General features: G+C 30.7%; 19 protein-coding genes. 3 read left to right on the forward strand and 16 right to left on the reverse strand.

All coding sequences use genetic code 11. The annotated features are described in order from the left end of the window. Positions 1 to 23: 23 nt before the first annotated feature. The 7 genes from ACTT9P_RS05530 to tcuA form a co-directional block, all read right to left on the reverse strand. Positions 24 to 1,010, reverse strand: coding sequence for a tripartite tricarboxylate transporter substrate binding protein (locus ACTT9P_RS05530; RefSeq protein ID WP_440909691.1), 987 nt, complete (start codon positions 1,008 to 1,010; stop codon positions 24 to 26). A gap of 222 nt (positions 1,011 to 1,232) precedes the next feature. Beyond that, positions 1,233 to 2,366 carry a 2-methylaconitate cis-trans isomerase PrpF family protein gene (locus ACTT9P_RS05535; protein ID WP_440909692.1) on the reverse strand — a complete coding sequence of 378 codons (1,134 nt, stop codon included), beginning with the start codon at positions 2,364 to 2,366 and terminating at the stop codon, positions 1,233 to 1,235. A gap of 2 nt (positions 2,367 to 2,368) precedes the next feature. Next, entirely contained in the window at positions 2,369 to 4,996 is a 2,628-nt protein-coding gene (gene acnA / locus ACTT9P_RS05540; RefSeq protein ID WP_440909693.1) for an aconitate hydratase AcnA, read from the reverse strand. Continuing rightward, a complete protein-coding gene (locus tag ACTT9P_RS05545; RefSeq protein ID WP_440909694.1) occupies positions 4,993 to 5,217 on the reverse strand; it encodes a hypothetical protein in 225 nt (74 codons plus the stop codon). The genes acnA and ACTT9P_RS05545 overlap by 4 nt, the downstream gene beginning before the upstream one ends. Then, positions 5,202 to 7,208, reverse strand: coding sequence for a tripartite tricarboxylate transporter permease (locus tag ACTT9P_RS05550; RefSeq protein ID WP_440909695.1), 2,007 nt, complete (start codon positions 7,206 to 7,208; stop codon positions 5,202 to 5,204). Before ACTT9P_RS05550 ends, ACTT9P_RS05545 begins: the two co-directional genes overlap by 16 nt. A gap of 63 nt (positions 7,209 to 7,271) precedes the next feature. Beyond that, the gene (locus tag ACTT9P_RS05555) at positions 7,272 to 8,333 is read right to left on the reverse strand and encodes a Bug family tripartite tricarboxylate transporter substrate binding protein (RefSeq protein WP_440909696.1); all 1,062 of its coding nucleotides are present in this window, start codon (positions 8,331 to 8,333) and stop codon (positions 7,272 to 7,274) included. Positions 8,334 to 8,432: 99 nt separating this feature from the next. Then, positions 8,433 to 9,905, reverse strand: a complete 1,473-nt coding sequence (tcuA, locus tag ACTT9P_RS05560; RefSeq protein ID WP_440909697.1) for an FAD-dependent tricarballylate dehydrogenase TcuA — start codon at positions 9,903 to 9,905, stop codon at positions 8,433 to 8,435. A 13-nt stretch (positions 9,906 to 9,918) separates the two neighbouring features. On the opposite strand from tcuA, the gene ACTT9P_RS05565 reads away from it, so the two are divergent. Then, positions 9,919 to 10,968 (forward strand): AbrB family transcriptional regulator, encoded by a 1,050-nt coding sequence (locus tag ACTT9P_RS05565; RefSeq protein WP_440909698.1) that lies wholly within the window; start codon positions 9,919 to 9,921, stop codon positions 10,966 to 10,968. Next, positions 10,965 to 12,047: a 2-methylaconitate cis-trans isomerase PrpF family protein gene (locus tag ACTT9P_RS05570; RefSeq protein ID WP_440909699.1), complete on the forward strand. Its 1,083-nt coding sequence runs from the start codon at positions 10,965 to 10,967 to the stop codon at positions 12,045 to 12,047. The genes ACTT9P_RS05565 and ACTT9P_RS05570 overlap by 4 nt, the downstream gene beginning before the upstream one ends. Here ACTT9P_RS05570 and ACTT9P_RS05575 read toward each other — a convergent pair. Then, a complete protein-coding gene (locus tag ACTT9P_RS05575; protein ID WP_440909700.1) occupies positions 12,044 to 12,985 on the reverse strand; it encodes a glycosyltransferase family 9 protein in 942 nt (313 codons plus the stop codon). The genes ACTT9P_RS05570 and ACTT9P_RS05575 overlap by 4 nt on opposite strands. Positions 12,986 to 13,015: 30 nt before the next feature. On the opposite strand from ACTT9P_RS05575, the gene ACTT9P_RS05580 reads away from it, so the two are divergent. Further along, positions 13,016 to 13,405: a DUF6165 family protein gene (locus tag ACTT9P_RS05580; RefSeq protein ID WP_440909701.1), complete on the forward strand. Its 390-nt coding sequence runs from the start codon at positions 13,016 to 13,018 to the stop codon at positions 13,403 to 13,405. Here the strand turns inward: ACTT9P_RS05580 and ACTT9P_RS05585 are convergent. The 8 genes from ACTT9P_RS05585 to ACTT9P_RS05620 form a co-directional block, all read right to left on the reverse strand. Continuing rightward, on the reverse strand, positions 13,395 to 14,183 hold the full coding sequence (locus ACTT9P_RS05585) for a phytanoyl-CoA dioxygenase family protein (protein ID WP_440909702.1): 789 nt from the start codon (positions 14,181 to 14,183) through the stop codon (positions 13,395 to 13,397). The genes ACTT9P_RS05580 and ACTT9P_RS05585 overlap by 11 nt on opposite strands. A gap of 1 nt (position 14,184) precedes the next feature. After that, entirely contained in the window at positions 14,185 to 14,862 is a 678-nt protein-coding gene (locus ACTT9P_RS05590) for an ABC transporter permease (RefSeq protein WP_440909703.1), read from the reverse strand. A gap of 1 nt (position 14,863) precedes the next feature. After that, entirely contained in the window at positions 14,864 to 15,556 is a 693-nt protein-coding gene (locus ACTT9P_RS05595) for an ABC transporter permease (RefSeq protein ID WP_440909704.1), read from the reverse strand. A 45-nt stretch (positions 15,557 to 15,601) separates the two neighbouring features. Continuing rightward, positions 15,602 to 16,468 carry a transporter substrate-binding domain-containing protein gene (locus ACTT9P_RS05600; protein ID WP_440909705.1) on the reverse strand — a complete coding sequence of 289 codons (867 nt, stop codon included), beginning with the start codon at positions 16,466 to 16,468 and terminating at the stop codon, positions 15,602 to 15,604. Positions 16,469 to 16,531: 63 nt separating this feature from the next. Next, complete coding sequence (gene speD / locus ACTT9P_RS05605; protein ID WP_440909706.1) at positions 16,532 to 17,572, reverse strand: adenosylmethionine decarboxylase; 1,041 nt, start codon at positions 17,570 to 17,572, stop codon at positions 16,532 to 16,534. 5 nt (positions 17,573 to 17,577) lie between these two features. Beyond that, positions 17,578 to 18,243, reverse strand: coding sequence for a class II aldolase/adducin family protein (locus tag ACTT9P_RS05610; protein ID WP_440909707.1), 666 nt, complete (start codon positions 18,241 to 18,243; stop codon positions 17,578 to 17,580). Next, positions 18,240 to 19,310: an S-methyl-5-thioribose-1-phosphate isomerase gene (gene mtnA / locus ACTT9P_RS05615; RefSeq protein WP_440909708.1), complete on the reverse strand. Its 1,071-nt coding sequence runs from the start codon at positions 19,308 to 19,310 to the stop codon at positions 18,240 to 18,242. The genes ACTT9P_RS05610 and mtnA overlap by 4 nt, the downstream gene beginning before the upstream one ends. Beyond that, entirely contained in the window at positions 19,307 to 20,173 is an 867-nt protein-coding gene (locus ACTT9P_RS05620; RefSeq protein WP_440909709.1) for an S-methyl-5'-thioadenosine phosphorylase, read from the reverse strand. Before ACTT9P_RS05620 ends, mtnA begins: the two co-directional genes overlap by 4 nt. Positions 20,174 to 20,192: the final 19 nt, after the last annotated feature.

The raw sequence follows: 20,192 nt of genomic DNA on the forward strand, positions 1-20,192 counted from the left end.
TTCAATTAATTAATCCGCAAGGATTAAATAACTCCTAGTTTTTTCATAAGAGCTGTCATTTCTTTTGTTTGTTTTTCTAAAAATTTAACAAACTTTTTGTCTGGGTTGTAAATATTAACCCATGCATTTCTTGCTCTAACAGTTTCCCATTCAGAAGTTTTTTGTACATCGCCTAGCATTTTTGCAATTTTTTTCTTATCTGCACTGCTCATACCTGGAGGTCCAAAAAATCCTCTCCAGTTTACGAATTGTACATCATATCCTTGTTCTTTTAGTGTAGGTGCATCTGGTGCATCTGAAACTCTGCTAGGTGCAGTGATACCAATAATTCTTACTTGGTCTCTTGCCCCCATAAGTTCACCTAAACCTGTAGAAATAATTTGTGTTTCTCCAGATAAAAGTCCAGCTAAAGCTTTACCACCTGCATCATAAGGAACATATATTACATCATTTGGATTTGCTCCTGCTTCCTGAAAAGCTAAAGCACCAATTAAATGGTCCATACTTCCTCTAACAGATCCTCCAGCCATTTTTACTGACTTAGGATTTTTTTTGTAAGCATCAACCACATCTTTAAAATTTTTGAATGGAGAATCTTTTGCAACAGCAATTGCACCATAATCACCAATTACTCCAGCAATTGGCACAACATCTTTGTAAGACAATACTCCACTTCCACCACCAGAAACATAACCTTCATGTCTAGTAATCGATCTCAAAACCAAAGGAGTTGATTGCACTAATACAGTGTCAGCAGGCTTATTGTTAATCATATAAGCTAATGCTTTTCCACCACCACCACCTGACATGTTTTCAAATGATGCGCTTTTTAAGAATCCAGCTTTTGTTAAAGCTTCTCCAGTACCTCTAGCAGTTCCATCCCAACCACCACCAGCACCACCACCAATTACAAAGTGTAACTTATCAATTGCAATTGAACTCGTAGTTGTTGCTGAAAATAGAAGGATTGCTGAAAATAATACTGAAAATATTTTTTTAATATTTTTCATTTTTCCTCTCTTAAGTTAATAAGATAAGATTAAACATAAAACATAATTTAATGTCAATCTCTCAATAAGTCTTTATGAGCTCGAATTTAAAAATTAATAAAGAAAATTTGTCTCAATTATTATCTAAAAAATTTTTTTTAGTTATTCTAATTGGAATACCTAGCGCAATAGTCACGGATTTTTTTAATATACCTCTTGCTTGGTTTTTAGGACCAAAGAAAACTAAACTAGCACCTCACCTCTCATCAAAGGTCTAAAGGTTCTAAAAAAAATTGCAGATTTTGCGTGAGGCTTTCCATCTTTGTTTTCTATAATTGCCCCAGAAGTAGTTAAGCCAGATGGATGTCCAACACGTAATTCTAATGGGTTTGAGTCTTTTCTTTTAATTTTGTTTGGGATAGTTCCCTCTATAGCAGCTGCTACGCCAATATTAACTCCAGCTGTTCCCATAATTGCTTTATGAGTTTTTCCCATTGAAAACATTCGGGTAGTAATATCTTGATCATTTGAATTAATTTTTTTGTTATCTAAGCTCGAATAATCTTTTGGTGAAGTTACAAATCCTATTCTTGGATTACCTAAAGGCGCGTCACCTATTGATTTTGATAAACCAATAATGTGAGCTGATTTTTGCCTAATTTTTTCAATTAAACTTAATTTGTCAGTTTGATTATCTAATTCCTCTGGTGTTTCGGTTCCTGTTAATCCTAAATCTTCAGCAAGAAGATAAATTAGAGGTGTAGCTGCATCTATGATACTTACATTAATTTTTCCAAAACCTTCAATATCTAATTCATCAATTACATTTCCAGTTGGTAATAGTTTACCGGTCCCTGACCCGCCTGGCTCAATATAATCTAATCTTACTTTAGCACCCGAGCCCTCTACACCAGCTATACTATAGTCTCCATTAATAACTGGTTTTCCATTCTTAACTTCAAATGTTGAATGTATGATTTTATCAGTATTCATTTGATATATTCTGATCATATTTTGACCCTCTGTAGGTTTAACAATCCCTTCTTGAATAGCATAGGGACCAACTGCACCTGATAAATTTCCACAATTATTATCCCATTCTGCAACAGGTTTATCTATTGCTAACTGTATAAAATTATAATCAACATCAGCATCTTTTCTTTCTGAAGGACTTATAATTACACATTTTGAAACTGAAGATAATCCTCCACCCATTCCGTTAAGCTGTCTTTTATTTAAATCTGGACTACCAATTACTTTTAGAAAAATTTCACTTAATTCTTTTTGGTCTTGAGTGGGGAGATCTTTTTTTTGAAAAAAAACTCCCTTACTTGTACCTCCACGATAATAAGTAGCTTTAATCCATTTTTGTTCCATTTTTACGCCTCTTTATAAGCGGTAGGTAAGATACCACCGTTTTTCCAAAAATTAACTTCTTCAGGAACATCTAGTCTTGCTTTGAGATATACTTCAATTACATCACCAGTTTCTTTATGTATTTGCATTAAAACTTTTTTATTATCATCACTAATTTTGTTTAAACCAGTTAAAGAAAATTGATCTGAACTATCAATCTTAAGTTCATCTATACCTTGTCCTTTTTCAAATTGTAAAGGAAGTAAACCCATTCCAACTAAATTTGACCTATGAATTCTCTCAAAACTTTTAGCAACAATAGCTTTTACACCAATTAATAATGGTCCTTTAGCAGCTACATCTCTTGAAGATCCGCAACCATAATTTTCACCTGCTAAAACTATTAAATCTTTATTTTCTTTTTTGTATTCAAGTGAAGCTTCATAAATTCTCATCATTTTTTTTTCAGGATACTTAATTGTAAAACTTCCTTCTTGATCAGGTGTCATTTTATTTCTTAGACGAAGACTTGCAAAAGTTGATCTCTCTACTATTTCGTGGTTTGCTCTTCTAGTTGTATAGGTATTATAATCTTTAGCATCAATTCCGAGTTGATTTAAATAATCTGATGCCGCGGTTCCTTTCGTGATAGAGCTTGATGGGGAAATATGATCCGTAGTAATAGAATCTCCCAAAAGAACAATTGGTCTTGCTAAGTTGATATCTTTTATTTCATAATTTTCTGTATTCTTAAAATATGGTGGTTTTTTTATGTAAGTACTTTCTGGCCAATTATAATTTTCGGTATCTGAAACGCTAAGTTTTTCCCAAAGATCACCACCATCAAAAACTTGATCATATTTTTCTCTAAAAGTTTCTGCTCTATAAAACTTTTGAATTATTTGTTCTACTTCATTATTTGCTGGCCAAACATCTTTCATGAATACTTCTTGACCATTTAAATTTTTACCTAAGCTATCTTTTAATATATTTTTTTTAACTGATCCTAAGATTGAAAATAATACAACTAATGAAGGTGAAGCTAAATATGAAGCTCTTATATTTGGATGAATTCTTCCAAGAAAGTTTCTATTTCCAGATAATACAGCAACTGAAAATACTTTTTCATTTTCAATTGTGTTTGCAAGATTGTCATCTAATGGTCCAGATCCACCATTACAAGTAGTACAACCAAAGCCTACTACATTAAAACCAAGCTGATCTAAGTATTTTTGTAATCCAGATTTATGTAAAATTTCAGCAGTAACTTTACTTCCTGGTGCAAAGGATGTTTTAACTTTGTCGTTTTTTTTAAATCCCTGCTCAACTAATTTTTTTGCAATTAACCCAGCTGCTATTACATTTTTTGGATTAGCAGTATTTGTGCAACTTGTTATTGCAGCTATCATAATATCGGCGTCTTTAATTTCATAATTTAGATTAGGCACACTAAATTTATCTTCTCTTAAATCTTTCTGATAAAGCATATTTGAATGGGCGTTTATATTTTTAGAAAAATCATTAAGGTTAATTTTGTCCTCTGGATTTTTTGGACCAGACACACAAGATTCTATAGATTTCAAATCTAGATTTAAAACTCGGTTGTACTCAGGCGTTAAGTCAGGATTTCTCCACAATTTTTGAAACTTAGAATATTCTTCAACAACTTTTATCTCTTCTTCCGTTCTTCCGGTCATTTTTAAATAATCTAAGGTTAAATTATCTACAGGAAATAAAACTGCAGTTGCACCATATTCAGGAGCCATATTTGCAATAGTTGCTCTATCACCGGCTGTCAAACTCTCAACTCCCTCACCTGAAAACTCAATAAAACTGCCAACAACTTTATTCTGTCTTAGTAATTGAGTAATAAATAAAACTAAATCAGTTGAAGTAACACCTTCTTTTAAAGAATTTTTAAGATTTACTCCTACCACTTCTGGGACAGTCATAGGTATTGTTTTTCCTAACATCGATATTTCGGCTTCAACACCTCCTACTCCCCATCCTAACACTCCAATTCCATTAACCATGGGTGTGTGGCTGTCTGTTCCAATACATGTGTCTGGATGGATTAAATTAAAATCATTTTTCTTTTCTCGCCAAACAACTTTTGATAAATATTCAATATTAACTTGGTGACAAATCCCAACACCAGGGGGAATTACGTTAACTTTGTCTAAAAATTTAGAACACCATCTTAAAAAAGAAAATCTTTCAGAATTTCTTTCATATTCTTTTTTAAGATTATCTTTTGATGCATTCTCATCACCAAAATAATCAACTTGCAATGAATGATCGATCACTAAATCAATTGGTACATCTGGTTGAATATCTTTTGTATCTATACCTTTTTTTTGTAAGGCTTCTCTATAAGCAATAAAATCAACAAGCATTACTTTACCAAGAATATCATGACTTAGAATTCTATTAGGTGCAAAATTAATAGGTTGACCAATCTTTTTATCTAGAATTGAATTAATTTGTTCCTTAGAGTTATTATTTCGGTGTAAAAGATTTTGCCTGATTATATTTTCTATTAAAATTCTATAAGTATAAGGAATTTTATCAATATTGTTTATATTGCTAATATCAGCAAAATCATATTCGACATTATTAATTTTTAGTTTTTTAAATGTCTTGGGTATCATTTCTTATTTGTTTTAGTTCGATATTCCTCTGTGTCTACAGAAAATTTATGATCATTTTCAACTCTATCAATAATTTTTCTGAAATTACCCAATAAATTCTCTCTTTGTTGTAATAACCAAGTGTACTGCGCATCGCAACCTGAGACTGGTTGAGGATATTCAGATAATTCTTTATTAATTTTTTCTAATTTTAACTTATTTTTTTTTAACTTAACGGCCATGGTAATTCAAAATAAGACTGTAAAATCCCAGGAGGGAAATCCATTATCATAAAATGAGAAATTGCTCCTAAAAAAAACCAAACAAACAAACCACTTATTATACTATATGTCATACCTTTTCTTGCTATTTTATTTAAAAATAAAATCACAAACAAACCAATAGAAAAAAAGAATCCTATAAATACTGATAAAAATAATGGTGAAATAAACCAAAAAATTGTCATCCAATAACTTCTTATCTCTTTATTATCCCTCAATAAGTTTTCACCATCATAAAAAACTTTAGCTCCTGTTTTTCCAAAAAACATTTGTAGACCAATTATAGAAGTGAAAATGATCATAAAGATTCCAACACTTATAGGAAAAATTTTTCCAAGATATTGTAAATGATCAGTTACAAATATTGTATATACTCCCACAAACATGAGTAAGAATAAGAATATCCATTGAGAATTCGTATTTGAGTTTAATAAATCCGATTTAGATTTAGCAATTTCATCTTTTTTATTTATGATTTTTATACCTGAATAAATAGAAAAAATTGAAATTAGAATTAATATTAAAAAAATAGGTCTAGTAAATAATTCAGAAAATTTATAGAACTGCATAGTTTGATAAAGATAAGTTTCAATACTATCGCTCAAAACAAAACCAATCATTAAAGCAACACGAGAATAATCAAACCTTTTCATAAAAACTGCTATCACACCAATGAATGTTGCAAATAATAAGTCTCCCCATGATCTTGTTGAGTTAAATATTGCAAACAAAATTAAAGATATAAGAAATGGTGCTAAGACTGTAAAATTTATAGTTGTTAATTGAGATATTGGTTTTGCCATAGCAACACAAATAATTGCACCAAAAATGTTCGCAACTGCTAGAGACCAAATAATTGTATAAATTAGATCTAGCTGTGTATCTATCATTTGAATACCTGGATCTACGCCCAACAAAATTAATCCACCCATTAATATTGCGGTTCCACCAGAACCTGGAATTCCAAACAACAAAGTAGGTATTAATGCTCCACCTTCTTTAGAATTTGAGCTGGACTCGGGACCAATAACACCTCTGATATCTCCATTTCCAAAATTTTTATTGTCTTTGACAGTTGTTTTGGCGTGACTATAACTTATCCAGTCAATACACGATCCACCTATACCAGGTATTAATCCAATAAAACTTCCAATAAAAGAACATCTTAAAACTAAAAATTTATTTCTTAAGAAATCTTTAAGACCTATAAGCCAACCTGATTTTTCTAATTCAGCTTTTTCAGAAACTGCTTTATTTGACCTTAATAACTCTACTATTTCAGGAAACGCAAATATTGAAATAGCAACAACCATTAGATGAATTCCACCACCAAGATACATTACAATAGGATTTTGAACTTCCAAAACTGTACTAAAGTCCAATCTATATTCTGAACTAGCTGGAGAAATTCCTATGCAACCAACTATCATTCCAAGACATGCAGCTACTAACCCTTTAAATATACTTGACCCTGTTAATGTTCCTACAACTGAAATTCCAAAAATTGCTAGCATCAACATTTCTCCTGTTCCAAAAGCTAGAATTATTGGTTTGGCAATCTGTATTACTGCTGTTAACAGCACAGCTCCAAATAATCCTCCAAACAGAGAAGAGAAAAAAGCTGCAGACAATGCTCTGGCTGCTTGTCCTTTTTTGGCCAAAGGAAAACCGTCCATGACAGTTGCTTGAGCTGAAACAGACCCTGGAACACCAATTAAAACAGCTGGAAAAGTATCAGCAGTAGCCACAACTGACATTAAACCCATCATCATTGCAATACCAGATATTGGTTCCATGCCAAAAACAAATGGAAGTAATAAAGATAAACCTACAGTGCCACCAAACCCTGGAATAACACCAACTACTAAACCTAACAACACACCTAAAATTAAAAAGAATAATGATTGTCCTGAAACTATTGTGATGAGTGCAGATAGTAAGGCTTCGATCATATGAAAATATTATATAAAAAAAAAGGGGGCAAAGCCCCCCCTTTTTTCTCAAATTAGAACTTATTACTTAGTGTTTTTCCACTCTTGTAAAAATTTTTCTGATTTTGAATCAACAGAAGTTGCTTTTTTTAATGAAGATTTTAAGTTTTTTGAACCAGTAACTTGATCGTATTTACCAAGTTTCTTATTTAAAACTTTCATTGCCTCTGGATCATTAACGATAGCAGCTGCAGCATTCTGCCAAGCTTTTACAACATCTCTTTTTGCTGATTTTGGAAGCATCACATATTTTTGTGTTGCAAATCCTGCATAAAATAGAGCTGTCCAAGATTTAGCCTCAGTTCCTTTAAATTTGTTCCCAGTTACAGCTTCATAAACTTCAGGAAAAGAAGGAAGATCTGGAAAGTTTGGGTCTCTTTCAACTTTTCCACCAACTGGAGCTCCCCAAGTCATTACCGCAACCATTTCTCCTTTTTCTACCAATGGCTTTACATGTTTTAGGTATGATGCTGTTGTTTGGTAATCAATTGTTGTTTCACCTCTAAGAATTGCGGCTCGTCCTGCTTTTCTTCCTTTCATGCCATAAACAACATTTACGTCTAATCCCAACATATCAAATGCTAAAATAGGAACAGCATCTAAAGATGTTTTTCCTTGAGAACCATAAACTAATTTTGATCCTTTTAATTTGTCAAAATCTTTAATAATGTCAGTTATTCCCATATCTTTTCTAACGTAAACAACACCGCCTGTTCCACTTGCAAATACTGGAACCATATTTTTATATTGGTATCTTACTCTTTCATCTTTAAAGATATATGGTAATTGCACCGAACCTGATGTTCCAAAAACAACTAGGCCATCTTTGTCTTTACCATGCTCTGCAAAATATTTATTTGAAGCGCCAATTGCCTTTCCATCTGTTACATTCTTTACCACAACTGTTGGATTGCCTGGTAAGTTTTTACTAAATGCAGGACCAATAGCTCTAGCCCAAGTATCTGAACCACCACCAGCTTTAAATGGTATCCACATTGTTACTGTTTTTCCAGAATAGTCCACTGCTAATGCTGAAGAAACTGAGATCACTGAAGCAACTATTGTCGCTAGTATTTTTTTTATCATTACGTCTCCCTATTTAATTTAATAATTTTTAAACTATAGGAAAAAATTTAATATAATTATAAAAGACAAAAGGTCTCTATTTTAAAATAATTATTTGCTTTATTGGTTTAATGCAGCAAATCTTCCAGAAATTCTACCAAATACAGATCCTGAGGTTAGTCCACTTCCGCCAGGATAATTATTATAGAAAATTCCACCAACCATTTCACCTGCAGCGTACAGGCCCTTGATTGGTTTATTTTTTTTATTCAGGACTTCACATTTTTTACTTACTTTGAGGCCGCCATAAGTAAATGTAATCCCACACGTAACTCCATAAGCGTAAAAAGGAGCTTTATCAATTCTATTTGCCCAATTAGTTTTATTTATTCTAAGACCATTAGTTCTTTTGCCATCTTTGATAGTTGGGTCAAATTTGATTTTATCATCAACTTTATTATTGTAATCTATAATAGTTTTTAACGCTTTTTTGCTATTTACACCTTTTAATTTTTTTACCAAAGTTTCTAAAGTATTGGCTTTAACCATGGTTACATTTTTTACATCATATTCTTTATACAACATCGGTCTTACTTTTTTATCAAATATCTGCCAAGCAAATTGATTAGGTTGTTTAATTACTTCTCTACCAAATTTAGCATATGTATAATTTCTAAGATCTTCACCTTCATCCACAAATCGATTACCTTTAGCATTTAAAACTATACCCCAAGGATAACTAATTTTTCTATACTTTGCTGCGATTTTTAAATCACTAAATTTTGGGCCATTCATATCATGAAAAACAGCATGACAACCCTTCCATTCACCATAAGCAGCGGCACCATGTTCAAAAGCCATATTAAGACCATCTCCAGTATTAAACTTTGTCCCTCTTACTTTAGCCTTATCCCAACCTTTACCAAGAAATTTTGACCTCATCTTCGCGTTTGCTTCAAAACCACCACAGGCTAGTATTACTGAGTTACAAAAAATATCTTGTTGTTTTTTTTTATTTAAAACTTTTAGTCCTATAATTTTATTATTTTTTTTTATTAGTTTTTTTGCAGCAATTTCATATTTAATTTCAATTTTATTTTTTTTCACAATATTAGAAAGAGATTTTATTAATCCTTCTCCTTGATCTTTCACTTCCAAAGTTAGTCCACCCCAATATTTTGTTACACCGTTTACAACAAAAGATTGTTTACCTTTAATGGGTACAAATTTTAGCCCTTTTTTACTAAGCCAATAAATCGCCTCATGACTATCATTAACTAATTTTTTACTTAAAAATTTATCAGTTTTATTTTTTGTAACTTTTATCATGTCGTCATAAAAATTTTTTTTCGAATATTTCCCATAATCTATTTTTTTTGTTTTTTTTAATGAAGGGATTATCTTTTTTAAATCTTTAAAATTTTCATAAGCAAAACGATAGGATCCATTAGTGTATCTGCTATTTCCACCCGATAGTTTTTTTTTAGCTTTTTCTATGACTAGAATTTTTTTTGCTCCGTTATCTTTTGCTGATAAAGCCGCACATAAAGCTGCATTACCACTTCCAACTACTATTACATCGTATATATTCATAATTTTAGACCTTATGCAAAATTTTAAAAATATAATCAAGCAAAGTTATGTCGCTTTGTTACTGGGAACTTTAGGTGGTGTAATTGCTTTATTTCTGAATTTGCCTCTACCATGGTTATTAGGTCCTTTGCTATTAAATTTATCTATTTCATTCACTTCATTTAAAGTTACTTTTTCTAAAAATCTTCTAAGTCCAATTTTTCTCATCATTGGAATAATTTTAGGTGGGACACTTAATGTTACTTTGCTTTATAAAATTCATCTTTGGATATTTTCTTCAATTTCAATGATATTTTATGTTTTGATAAGCACAGTAGTAGTGGCTTATTATTTTTTGAAAATTTGTAAATTTGAGAAACTAAATTCTATTTTGGCAGCCCTTCCAGGGGCTTTTGTGCCAATTTCTGCTGCTTTATTAAATTTAAAAAATAATAATAATCAAAGAGTTCTCATACCACAAGCAACAAGAGTTATTTTTTTAGTATGTATGTTGCCAGTAATATTCGTTTATCAAGTTGGCTATATTGAAATTGAAGGTTTTGGAAATGAAAATAATTATGATTTAAAATATTTTTTTGAGTTGTCACTAATTTTTTTTATTTGTTATTTTTTTTCATTATTTTTAAAGAGATTTAAAGTCCCATCATCGACTCTTTTAGCTGGCATGTTGATTTCTGGAATTTTGTACACATTTGATATTACCAATGCTAGATTTCCAGATGTATTTATAAATATTGCTTTTATTTTTTTAGGAACTGCACTTGGAAGTCGGTTAAATGGATTAAAAATAAAAGATTTATTATTCTATATTTTTCATGGAATAATTATTTCTTCAATTTTAATAATAATTGCTGCTTTGGCGGCTTTATTTTTAGAAAGCTATTTTGGTTTTGATTTCCTACCAACTTTTTTAAGTTTTGTACCAGGTGGAATTCATGAAATGGTTGTAATAAGTGTTGCGTATAATATTGATCCTATATTTGTAAGTTATCATCATTTTTTAAGAATAATTTTGATTGTACTTTTGATACCTTTTATAATAAATAAATTTTACCCTAAATGAATGATCAAATAAAAATACCATGTATGTTTATCAGAGGCGGAACGTCTAGAGGTCCCTACTTTTTGAAAGAAGATCTTCCTTCGGATGTTAATAAAAGAGATAAAACTTTATTGGCTGTAATGGGCTCTCCAGACATAAGGCAAATTGATGGACTTGGTGGTGCCGAACCAGTTAAAAGCAAAGTTGCTATAATAGATAAATCATCCGAAGATGGTATTGATGTTGATTATTACTTCGCCCAGGTGAAGATAGATCAACCAATTGTTGATACGAAACCATCATGTGGAAATATCTTGGTAGGTGTTGGGCCCTATGCAATTGAAAAAGGTTTGGTTAAACCTGATGATGGCGAAACATCAGTTGTAGTTCGAGATAAAAATACAGGTATGAAAATTGAGCAAATTGTAAAAACTCCTGGAAAGAAAGTTCAATATGATGGGGATTTCAAAATTGATGGGGTGCCCACGCCAGGATCTCCAATAAAATTAAAATTCTTAAATATAATTGGCTCACAAACAAATAAACTGTTCCCAACTGGAAATAAAATTGATTGTATTGATGGGGTTAATTTCACACTAATAGATTGTGCGGTTCCAATGGTTATTTTTAAGGCTAAAGACTTGGAGCTGAACGGTAGCGAAACTTTTAATGAATTAAATGAAAATAAAAATATAATAAATCGTATGAATGACATTCGTATAAAAATAGCAAAAGAAGTTGGTTTAGGAGATGTATCAAATTCTGTAATACCTAAAACTGCAATTATAATGAACTCTGATAAAGCAGATATTAAATCAAGATACTTTATGCCTTGGGATTGTCACCCAGCCTATGCTGTAACAGGCTCGATGGCACTTTTAGCTTCTTGTAAATCTAAAAACACAATTTGCTCGGAATTTTATAAAGATTACACTGACACAGGTAATTTTTCCCTAGAACATCCTTCAGGATTATTAAAAATTAAATTTGATATAAAATATGAGGAAGATGAAATTAAAGATATAAGTATTACAACAACTAGAAATGCAAGATTAATAATGTCTGGTAACGTTTATGTCAAAAAAAGTTTAATTGATTAATTAAGCTTTTTTAAGAGTCTTTCAAAAACTTTTTCGGCACTTAGATTATTTAAATCCTCAACTTGAATAGCTTTAAAATTTTCTCTTTCAATACTAACTTTGTAAGCTGTTGTGTGTTTTCCAAATAAAGCTAAACCTTTTGTATTTGTATGAGCAGCTATATGTGCGGGACCAGTATCATTAGCAATTACAAAACTGCTTTTTTGAATTAAAGTTGTTAATTGCGAAATACTTAATGCTTTGTCGTTATCAAGAACTGGTGTTGCTTTAAGATTTAATGAGTCTTTAATTTCATTTGGTCCTGGAGCTGTTATAACTTTATATTCATTGCCTAAGTTTTCAAATATTAAATCAGTAAGTTTTTCATAATAAGGCCATTTCTTTAATGTTAAATGAGGCGAACAAAACGGAAATAATAAAATATATTTTTTTAAATCATATTTCTTAATTACTTCTTCAATATTTTCTGAAGCCCAGTTAAAATCTGGTTTTAAAGTATTATTTGTTTTTAAATTAGAGGTTTTTAATTGATGGTTAAATCTTTCAAGCACTGATTTTTTATCAAATTCTTCTTTAGTTTTTCCCTCGGGAAGAGTTGTTAGTGAACTGGACCACTTTTCGCTATTAGCATTAGGAAATAAAATTTTTTTATAAAAAGTGCTCCTAGATGAATTTTGAAGGTCAAAAACTTTAAAAAAATTATGTTTTTTTAACTCTTTCATTAAAGAGAATAGATAAAATACATTAAATCTTGATAGTCTTTTATCTAGAATTACTTCATGAATGTTTGGATTTTTTTTAAATAATTCAAAATAAGGTTTTGTTGTTAATAAATAAATTTTGTCATTAGGATGATTTTCAAAAATATCTTGAATTGCACCACTTGCTTGCGCTATATCACCTAAAGAACCGTGTTTGATTATTAAGATATTAGACATTATAAGTATTTTAACACACAAATTATTTTTATGAATAAAATTATAGTTGAAGTTTCTGTTGGTGAGCTTTTAGATAAAATTTCAATTTTAGAAATTAAACAAGAAAAAATTAAAGATCAAGACAAGCTTAAATTTATCAATTTAGAACATAAAATTTTGAAAGAACAACTCAATCAAAACGTCAAGTCTGATGATAAACTTGAAGACTTATTTCAATCACTAAAAGAGATTAATGCTAAACTTTGGGTAATAGAAGACGATAAAAGACAATGTGAAAAAGATAAAGATTTTGGTGAAAAATTTATTAAACTTTCAAGAGACGTTCATTTTTTAAATGATGATCGTGCAAAAATTAAACTAGAAATTAATAACCATACTGGTTCAGTAATTAAAGAGATTAAGGAATATACTAGTTACTAAAAACTTTTGGAAACCAATCCTCTCTCATTTGATCTCCTGTACTTAAATTTATACCATCAAAAGGTGGGGAAGTTGGACCACTTCTTTTAAAAAAAGTTACATCATCACCAATAAATCTCATAGAAAATGCTCTACGTTTATGATTGCTATTGTTACCAGTTGAACCATGCACGGTTTTAAAATTAAATAATACTGCATCACCTAATTCTAAGTCTGGTATTAATATATTCTCTTTAAATTCATTTTCTGGAGGAAGGTTCATAAATGAATTATCATCTTGATACCAAGGTTGATTATTAGACCATTTAGTTGGTCTTAATAGTTTTTGCCATTTATGAGACCCAAGAATTAATTTCAAATTATTTTTTTTATCTACTTTATCTAGTGGAATCCAGAAACTTCCTGTTTTATTTCCATCAACACAATAATAAGGCATATCCTGGTGCCAAGGTGTTTCTTTGTTTGTTCCAGGTTCTTTTATAAATAGATGGTCATGAAATACTTGTATTGATTTAGAACTTGTTGCTTCAGCAACTATTTGTGCTGCTAAAGAATTAAACATACAGTCTTTAAATTCTTTTATTCTTTCCCAATTACAATAATCCTCAAAAAATCTTCCATCTTTTTCATTTACATTCTCTCTTCCATGTATACTTGGTTTATCCAATACTTTTTTAAAACCATTTCTCAATGGTTCGATCCACTCTTTGAATGCATCTTTGATAATTATAGCGCCATTATTTTTATACTCGTCTATAAGTTGTTGAGATAAGTGCATTTTATTGTTGGAAACTGTATTTCTTTTCTAAAAATTTTATAACATTGTGAATTATAAACGTCATAAAAAGATAAATACTTCCAGCTAAAATAAATACTTCTACAGGTTTAAAAGTTGTTGAAATAATGTGCTTTGCAACTCCTGTGAGATCCATGATTGTTACTGTACTTGCTAAAGAAGTTCCTTTGAGCATTAAAATTATTTCATTTCCATATGCTGGTAATGATTGCCTAATAGCTATTGGAATTTGAATTTTATAAAAAATTATTTTATTTGATATTCCTAAGCTTTTGCCAGCCTCAATTACCCCTGGTTTTATAGTTTGAAATGCTGATCTTAAAATCTCAGATGTATAGGCTCCCGTATTTAATGCAAACGCGATTATTGCACACCAAAAAGGTTCTTTTAAAAATACCCAAAGAAAAGTTGTTCTAATAAACTCTATATTACCTAATCCAAAATAAATTATATAAATTTGAACTAATAAAGGTGTGCCTCTAAATAAATATGAATATCCGTAGGCTAACTTATTAACAAAAATATTTTTATTTAGTCTTAAAATTGCAGCGAGCAAACCTATTAACAAACCTATTAATAATGATAATGACAACAGTTGAACAGTTATAAATGCTGCATTAATCATTTTAGGAAAACTAGAAATTATTAAATCAAAACTCATTTCAATATCCCTTGCTGTATTTGAGTTCTAATCTGTTAATTAACTTCATGCTTATAAAAGTTAAAAATAAATAAAGTAAAGCAGCAACAGAATAGAAGAATAATGGGTCTCTTGTTGAGCCTGCAGCAACATATGATTGCCTCATAATTTCCACTAGTCCAGTGACTGAAATTAGCGATGTATCTTTAAGAGTAATTTGCCAAACATTACTTAAATTTGGAATTGCAAGTCTCAACATTTGAGGCATAATGATTTTATAAAACTGACCAAACTTACTTATCCCTAAAACTTTTGCAGCTTCAAATTGACCTTTATCAATTGATTGAATAGCTCCTCTAAAAACTTCTGTAGAATATGCTCCTGAAATGATACCAATTGCTAGAGATCCTGTTGTAAAAGCATTTATCTCTATATATTCAAAATAACCAAATATGGATGCTACATACATTATTGCACTGCTTCCTCCAAAGAAGAATAAGTAAATCACTAATAGTTCTGGCACACCTCTGATTACAGTGGTGTAAAAATTTCCAATTAAATTTAAAGATTTATGTTTTGATAATTTTAGAGGAGTAAATACTGCTGCGAATAGAAAACCAATTAGCATTGCCGTAATTGATACGGCTACAGTCATTAGGGTTGCATAAAATAATTCATCACCCCACCCAGTTTTACCAAATGCTAGAAGATCCATAAAGAAAGGGCGGTTAATTAAATAACCGCCTTTTCAAAATATTAATTACATAGAAGCGTCAAAGCCAAAGTGTTTGATTGCAAGTCTACTAATTACTCCGTCTTTTCTTGCTTGATCTATAGCTTTATTAAATGCTCTTAAAAGCTCAGCATCTCTTTTACCAATAGCTGAACCTTCACCCATTTGAGAAGCTTGTCTTAAGCCAACTCCAACACCATTTCCAAATGCACCACCTGAAAAAGTTGGACCAACCAACACAACATCTTTACCTGATTTATCTGCATAGTCAGTAAATGCTACTGCTGCAGCTAAAGCAACATCACATCTTCCAGAAGTTAGGTCTAAGTTTACTTCATCTTGAGTTTTGTATGTTCTAACATTAACTTTACCAACATCACCAGACTCTAAAAAGTTTTGGTGAATTGTTCCAGTTTGTGTGCAAACTGTTTTTCCAGCTAAAGCGTTCGTAATAGTCTTTAAAGCTTTTTTTGCTGCAGCGTTTGGTTTAGTTAAATTGATACCTGCTGGAGTTTCCATTCCCTCTAAAGCAGATCCTTTCATTACAGCTAATGAAGCAACTTCATCAGCATACCCTTGTGAGAAAGTAATTACTTTTTTTCTCTCATCAGTGATAGACATACCTGCCATAATTGCATCATACTTTCTTAATTGAAGTGCTGGAATCATTCCATCCCAATCTTGCTCGACAATCTCACATTGTCTTCCAATATATCTGCACAATGCCCAAGCTAATTCAACTTCAAAACCGATTAATTTCCCTGCTTCATTCTTTGAATTCCACGGAGGGTAAGCGCCTTCAGTAGCAATTTTAATTTTGTCAGATGCATAAACATTTCCGATAAATAACAAAACTGCTAAAACTGAAAAAATAGATTTTTTGAATATATTCATTATTTTCTCCTTTAATATTAAAGAGAGAAGTATTTCACAAATTTCTTAATTTAAAAAGTAAAATTAATGATTTATTGAAGAAGAAAAATTCCAAGAACAATCAAAACTTGGAATATATACTCTTGATAATTTAGTATTTCCAAAGTTTTCATTAAAAACATTCATCCAATTCTGAACTTGTTTTGGTTTTTTATCTTGGCTTCCAACCTGTGCTGTAATTACCCCTTTTGGCTTTAGTATTCTGACCAAAGAGTCCATATTTTTAGCAGCAAGATCAATACAAAACTGATCATCATTCAGATCAACAAAAATATGATCATAAGTATCATCTTCAATAGATTTAATACTTTCAAAGGCATCACCCCAAACACATTTAACAGAATTTTTCTCAGTAGATTTTTTTCCTATATCACCAAGATGTTTATTGCAGACATCAACAACTTCAGGATCTAGTTCAAACCAATCAATAAAATTAAACTTTTTAGATATGCATTCTCTTGCAACACCACCATCACCACCACCAATAATTGCAGCTCTTTCATTTGCTTGATTTAATTCAAGTCCAGCACCAACAAATGTTGAGCTATATAAATGCTCATCACTTTCTGCTACTTGAATTTCATTATCTATAAATAATGCTTTACCAAACTGTTCTAGATCTAAAATTTCAATATGTTGACCAACTTTAGATTTAAAATCTTCTAAAACATCTTTGACTATATATGATTTTTGAAGTCCAGGAGAACTGTAGATGTCATGGTAGAAAGATTTAGTATCCCTATCAAATTCCTTTATTGACAATCTTTTGTATTGAAATTCTTTTTTTAATACATCGATAGCTATAGATGGTTTTACTTTTCCGCAAGTAAAGAAATCAAAACTTATAATTCCTTTTTCGGGAAAAGTGTGAAAACTAATATGGCTTTCGGCTAATAACGCTAAAATAGTAAAACCTTGAGGTTCAAATTTATATTTTGAAATATTTAAAATTGTTACTTTTGCTGCACTTGCAATATCTTTAATTACTTTTTCATATACTGAAGGGTCGTACTCTTTGGTTGTACCAATTATATCAACTGTAATATGTTCCCCAACTTTAGTCATATATTTTAACCACTTTTATAATTTTTGACTTTTTCCAAAATTTTATTCATTTCAGTTAATGAAAGGTTTTTTGGCTGGCCCATCTTTAAAGCAATAATATATTGATAGCAAATATTTTCTACTTCTTGAGCTAGTTCAAAAGCTTTTGATAAATTCTCACCAAATGCAACCTGTCCATGATTTGCCATTAAACAAGCTTTTCTATCTTTCAAAGCGTTAATAATATTAATTGATAGTTCTTGAGTTCCAAACGTTGCATAATCTGCGCATCTAATATCTTCGCCTCCAGCTAATGCAATCATGTAATGAAATGGTGGAATAGATTTTCTGTGTGTTGATACAGCTGTTGCGTGTGGAGAATGAGCATGCACAATTGCCTTAGCTTCCCATTTGTGCTTATAAATATCTTGATGAAATCTCCATTCAGAGGATGGGTTTTTCCCAGAATTGAACCACGCTAAGAAATCTTTATCTTCATCTAAAGATAAGAAAACAATATCTTCTGGTTTTAAAGTTTCATATTTCTTTCCAGAAGGGGTAATAAAAAAGCCCTCTTTATCATTTTCAAAACCTCTAACTGAAATATTTCCAGATCTCAAAGGAGATAAATTTGTTTCATTTAATTTAATAGAAAATTTTATTACTGCTTCTCGTTCTTTTAAATTATTCACTTAAATAAACCCCTTAGTCCATCTGAAGATGCATCACATATACCTTTTTCAGTTATTAGCTTTGTAACATATTTTGCAGGCGTGATATCAAAAGCCAAATTCATTGATTTACTTTTTTTTGGGTAAATTAAAACATTTTCTATTTCACCCTTGGAATTAACACCATCGATATTTGATAATTCTTTAGAGTTTCTTTCCTCAATTGGAATTTTTTTAGCATCTTTAATTTCCCAATCGATTGTTGAGCTTGGTAGTGCTACATAAAATGGAATATTGTTATCATGAGCGGCTAGTGCTTTAAGATAAGTTCCAATTTTATTGCAAACATCGCCATTAGATAAAGTTCTGTCTGTACCTACAATACACATGTCAACCTCACCCCTTTGCATTAAAATACCACCAGTATTATCTGCAATAATTGTATTAGGAATATCTTCTTCATTTAACTCATATGAAGTTAAATTTGCACCTTGATTTCTTGGCCTTGTTTCATCAACCCAAACATGAATTGGAATTCCCTTTTTTTTTGCGTGATATATAGGTGAAGTAGCGGTACCCCAATTAATAGTTGCTAACCAACCAGCATTGCAATGAGTTAAGATATTTACGGTATTTTTTTTTTTATTGTAAATGTCCTCAATTATTTTTAATCCAAAAATTCCTATATTTGCACAAAACTTTTCATCTTCATTGCATATTTCTTTAGCTTCATTTAAAGCTACTTCAAAAATTTCATTATCATCAACACCTGATAATTTTTTTATCATACGATCTACTGACCATTTCAAATTTATTGCTGTAGGTCTTGTTTGAATTAATGCTTCAGCACTTTTATATATAAATTCTTTATTTGAATTTTCTTGAATAGCTAATACTATCCCATATGCTGCTGTTCCTCCTATTAGAGGAGCTCCTCTAACCTCCATTATTTTAATTGCATTAATCGCATCTTTTACTGATTTAAGATCTTTAATAACTAATTGATGAGGGAGTTTTGTTTGATCAATTATTTTTACTTTTTTTTCTTCATACCATATTGTTCGATACTCTTTGCCTTGAATTCTCATTTATTTAAAACTCTTCCAGCAATAGTTTTTAATTTTTCTATAGTTTTTTTAGTTCTCTTTTCTGGAGATGTAATAATTGCAACATCAAGACATTTATTTACTGGATCATTTGGATCAATGTGATTTTCAAAATTATCAATTAAATTTTTGATCATATCTTTAGCTTTTTCAGCATTACTTAGTAATACTTTAATTACTTGTTGTACATCGACGTTTTCATGATCTGGATGCCAACAATCATAATCTGTTACCATAGAAACTGATGCATATCTTATCTCTGCCTCTCTTGCGAGTTTTGCTTCAGGCATATTGGTCATCCCGATGACATCTGCTTTCCAAGATCTATATAAGTTAGATTCTGCAAGAGTTGAAAATTGAGGACCTTCCATCACTACATATGTTCCGCCTCTTTGATAATCTATTTTAGACTTTTTAATAGCATCTTCACATGCATTCATTAATCCATTTGAAGTTGGGTGTGCCATTGAAACATGCGCAACAATTTCCTCATCAAAAAAACTTTTTTCTCTAGCAAAAGTTCTATCGATAAATTGATCAACAATTATAAATTTTCCTGGATATAGATCTTCTTTTAAAGATCCTACCGCTGATACAGAAACTATATCTGTTACACCAATTTGTTTTAAAGCATCAATATTAGCTCTAAAATTTATCTTTGTTGGTGAAATGAAATGACCCTTTCCATGTCTCGGCAAGAAATATATTTCTTTATTATTAAATTTAGTTTTTAAAATTTTATCTGATGGATTTCCCCATGGGGTATCCAAAGAAATAAGCTCTCTATCTTTAAACTCTTCTACATCGTATAATCCACTGCCCCCAATAATAGCTAATTTGTTCATTGTTTTATTTAAAAAGTTA

The sequence above is a fragment of the Candidatus Pelagibacter sp. genome (assembly GCF_052048095.1).
GTDB lineage: Bacteria > Pseudomonadota > Alphaproteobacteria > Pelagibacterales > Pelagibacteraceae > Pelagibacter.

Excerpts from the sequence above, each read along its gene's own strand:
- ACTT9P_RS05565 (WP_440909698.1), top strand. The coding sequence starts at position 9,919 with ATGCAAAATTTTAAAAATATAATCAAGCAAAGTTATGTCGCTTTGTTA.
- ACTT9P_RS05585 (WP_440909702.1), bottom strand. The coding sequence starts at position 14,183 with ATGCACTTATCTCAACAACTTATAGACGAGTATAAAAATAATGGCGCT.
- ACTT9P_RS05555 (WP_440909696.1), bottom strand. The coding sequence starts at position 8,333 with ATGATAAAAAAAATACTAGCGACAATAGTTGCTTCAGTGATCTCAGTT.
- ACTT9P_RS05550 (WP_440909695.1), bottom strand. The coding sequence starts at position 7,208 with ATGATCGAAGCCTTACTATCTGCACTCATCACAATAGTTTCAGGACAA.
- ACTT9P_RS05545 (WP_440909694.1), bottom strand. The coding sequence starts at position 5,217 with ATGGCCGTTAAGTTAAAAAAAAATAAGTTAAAATTAGAAAAAATTAAT.
- ACTT9P_RS05570 (WP_440909699.1), top strand. The coding sequence starts at position 10,965 with ATGAATGATCAAATAAAAATACCATGTATGTTTATCAGAGGCGGAACG.
- ACTT9P_RS05535 (WP_440909692.1), bottom strand. The coding sequence starts at position 2,366 with ATGGAACAAAAATGGATTAAAGCTACTTATTATCGTGGAGGTACAAGT.
- ACTT9P_RS05575 (WP_440909700.1), bottom strand. The coding sequence starts at position 12,985 with ATGTCTAATATCTTAATAATCAAACACGGTTCTTTAGGTGATATAGCG.
- speD (WP_440909706.1), bottom strand. The coding sequence starts at position 17,572 with ATGACTAAAGTTGGGGAACATATTACAGTTGATATAATTGGTACAACC.
- ACTT9P_RS05595 (WP_440909704.1), bottom strand. The coding sequence starts at position 15,556 with ATGGATCTTCTAGCATTTGGTAAAACTGGGTGGGGTGATGAATTATTT.
- ACTT9P_RS05620 (WP_440909709.1), bottom strand. The coding sequence starts at position 20,173 with ATGAACAAATTAGCTATTATTGGGGGCAGTGGATTATACGATGTAGAA.
- ACTT9P_RS05600 (WP_440909705.1), bottom strand. The coding sequence starts at position 16,468 with ATGAATATATTCAAAAAATCTATTTTTTCAGTTTTAGCAGTTTTGTTA.
- mtnA (WP_440909708.1), bottom strand. The coding sequence starts at position 19,310 with ATGAGAATTCAAGGCAAAGAGTATCGAACAATATGGTATGAAGAAAAA.
- ACTT9P_RS05580 (WP_440909701.1), top strand. The coding sequence starts at position 13,016 with ATGAATAAAATTATAGTTGAAGTTTCTGTTGGTGAGCTTTTAGATAAA.
- tcuA (WP_440909697.1), bottom strand. The coding sequence starts at position 9,905 with ATGAATATATACGATGTAATAGTAGTTGGAAGTGGTAATGCAGCTTTA.
- acnA (WP_440909693.1), bottom strand. The coding sequence starts at position 4,996 with ATGATACCCAAGACATTTAAAAAACTAAAAATTAATAATGTCGAATAT.
- ACTT9P_RS05590 (WP_440909703.1), bottom strand. The coding sequence starts at position 14,862 with ATGAGTTTTGATTTAATAATTTCTAGTTTTCCTAAAATGATTAATGCA.
- ACTT9P_RS05530 (WP_440909691.1), bottom strand. The coding sequence starts at position 1,010 with ATGAAAAATATTAAAAAAATATTTTCAGTATTATTTTCAGCAATCCTT.